The following is a 2279-nucleotide window of genomic DNA, read 5'->3' as shown; positions in this document are numbered from 1 at the left end:
GGCGTCGCTGTGCGGGCGGTTTTTCGCCCGCGCGGCTCCAGTTGCCGTCGGTCTCGTCAGGGCCAGCGGCCAGGACGTCCTTGATGCCTTCGTTCGATCGCACGACGCTGAGACGGCCCGCTGTCATCCGGAATCTTGAAATGCCGGCAGCGCCTTGTTCGGAAACGATTTTTGCCCTGTGAGGTGCGGAATCGCAGGTTCGGATCGGCTCTCAGCCACCGCTGATCGCCGTCAGCACGAAGACCTCTACGCCCGGCCGCAGCTTCGTCTTCAGCGTCGCGCGTTCGCCGTCGACGAAGACGTTCATGTGCCGGCGGATGGCGGGACGGCTGTCGCAAATGCGGTCGCGCATGCCCGGCCAGCGCCGGTCGAGTTCGTCGACCATCTCGCGCACGGTCGCGGCCTGCATCTCAACGCGTCGCGACGAGCCGGGGAAGAGGTCGACCAGGACGCCCGGCAGGCGCACCATGACCGGCGCTGTCCCTGCCTTCGGTCGATGGTCGGGGGCTTGCCGGTCGAGCATGTCCGCCATCCCAAGCTCAGCCGTCGACCACTAGCGTCTCTACCGACAGGATCGAGGGCAGGTGCTGGGCCACGCTGGTCCAGCTTTCGCCCTCGTCGGCGCTGGCGAACAGCGTGCCAGAGCTGGTGCCGAAATAGACGCCCGCAGGCTCCAGCCGGTCGGTCGACATCGCCTGCCGCAGCACGCCGATATAGGCGTTTTCCTGCGGCAGGCCGTTGCGCAGCGCCTGCCATTCGCGGCCGCCGTTGCGCGTGCGCCACACCGCGGCCTTGGCGTCGGGCACGAAGCGGCCGGCGCTGTCGCCGTTGAGCGGCACGAGATAGAGCGTTTCGGGATCGCGCGGGTGTGCTGCGGCCGGGAAGCCGAAGGTGGAGGGCAGGCCCTTCTCGATGCTTTGCCAGTGTTTGCCGCCGTCGTCGGAGCGGTACATGCCGCAATGGTTCTGCTGGTAGAGCCGGTTCGACATGCCGGGCGCCATGACCAGATTGTGCACGCACTGGCCGTATTCGGGATAGTTCTCGCCTTCGGGCAGGAAGTCGGCGCGGGTGCCGTGGTTGCGCGGCTCCCAGGTGCGGCCGCCGTCGGCGGTGTGGAACACGCCCGCCGCCGAGATGCCGACCCAGATGCGGTCGTGGTCGTTGGGATCGACCACCAGCGAATGCAGGATCAGGCCGGCGCCGCCGGGGTTCCAGTGCGGCCGGGAAGGGTGCTTCTGCAGGCCCTCGACGTGGCTCCAGCTCTGGCCGGCGTCGTCGCTGCGGAACAGGCCGGCCGGCTGCACGCCGGCATAGAGGCTGCCATTGCCCTTGGCCAGGCTCCACACCGCCTTGATCGGCTCCTCGCCCTCGGCATAGGCGAGGCCCTCGGACGAATGCGTCCAGGTCTCGCCGAGATCGGTCGACTTCCACACCGCCGGGCCGAACCACTCGTTGCCGCCCGCGCCATAGATCGTGCCCGTCTGCTGGTCGGCGACGACGTGGTTCATCGGCCAGGTTTCGCAGAACGGGCCGCGCAGCTTCCATGACTGCCTCGCGGCGTCGCTCTCGGCGATGAAGGCGCCTTTCTTGGTGCCGAGCAGGACAAGGACCTTGCGTGCCATTGGTCTCTCCTCCCCAGGAGTCCGATCCTCAGACGTCGAATCCGGATCGGCGGCTATCCTTTTCAATTGCCTCGCGTTTTTCGGCCTGTCTCGGACGTCCGGTCGCTCCGTCCGGCGGCGTCCTCGCCTCGGTGGGCGCGGGCAGGCAGGTAGATTAGCGGCAAAGGCCGCGCCGGAACAGCAGATGCCGGTCGTCTCCTGACAATATGGATCGCCGGCCGGGCCGCCGGCGGAACTGCCGCCAGACCGGACATTCGGGTTGACAGTGCGCCATAATTCAATACCCGTCGTCCCAGGTTTCAGACGTTTCCTCGAAAGGATCGAGCAATGACGATCAACGTTGCACCGGTGGGCCTGGCGCGCGAGCTGATCGAGCGGCAGAAGTCGGGCAAGCCGATCCGCATCGGCCTGATCGGCTCGGGCGAGATGGGCACCGACATCGTGGCGCGGGTGGCGCACATGCCCGGCATCGAGGTCGGGGCGATCTCCGAGCTCAACCTGCCCAACGCGCACCGCGCCGTCGACATCGCCTACCAGGAAAAGGGCCATGCGCGGGAAGTCGGTACCGGCTCCGACCTGAACGCGGCGATCGAGGCCGGCAAGGTCGCCGTCACCAACGATGCAGACCTGATCCTCGACAGCGGCCTGATCGACGTC

2 protein-coding genes and 1 pseudogene are annotated in these 2279 nt (G+C 67.5%); 1 reads left to right on the top strand and 2 read right to left on the bottom strand.

Annotated features, from left to right (window positions below; genetic code table 11):
* Positions 1-211: 211 nt before the first annotated feature.
* Positions 212-523 carry a MoaD/ThiS family protein gene (locus tag AmiPiv_RS14135; protein ID WP_340038116.1) on the bottom strand — a complete coding sequence of 104 codons (312 nt, stop codon included), beginning with the start codon at positions 521-523 and terminating at the stop codon, positions 212-214.
* A gap of 16 nt (positions 524-539) precedes the next feature.
* Entirely contained in the window at positions 540-1622 is a 1083-nt protein-coding gene (locus AmiPiv_RS14130; protein ID WP_340038115.1) for a WD40/YVTN/BNR-like repeat-containing protein, read from the bottom strand.
* Positions 1623-1949: 327 nt separating this feature from the next.
* Here AmiPiv_RS14130 and AmiPiv_RS14125 point away from each other — a divergent pair.
* Positions 1950-2279: pseudogene (locus AmiPiv_RS14125) on the top strand (homoserine dehydrogenase); the annotation flags it as partial.

It is taken from the genome of Aminobacter sp. Piv2-1, assembly GCF_037625995.1.
Taxonomy (GTDB): domain Bacteria; phylum Pseudomonadota; class Alphaproteobacteria; order Rhizobiales; family Rhizobiaceae; genus Aminobacter.
The sequence above is the reverse complement of the archived record's forward strand: the minus strand, read 5'-3'. Positions and strand labels throughout refer to the sequence as shown.

Bases quoted from the DNA above. Each gene is read 5' to 3' on its own strand.
- AmiPiv_RS14135 (WP_340038116.1), bottom strand. From the start codon at position 523: ATGCTCGACCGGCAAGCCCCCGACCATCGACCGAAGGCAGGGACAGCG.
- AmiPiv_RS14130 (WP_340038115.1), bottom strand. From the start codon at position 1,622: ATGGCACGCAAGGTCCTTGTCCTGCTCGGCACCAAGAAAGGCGCCTTC.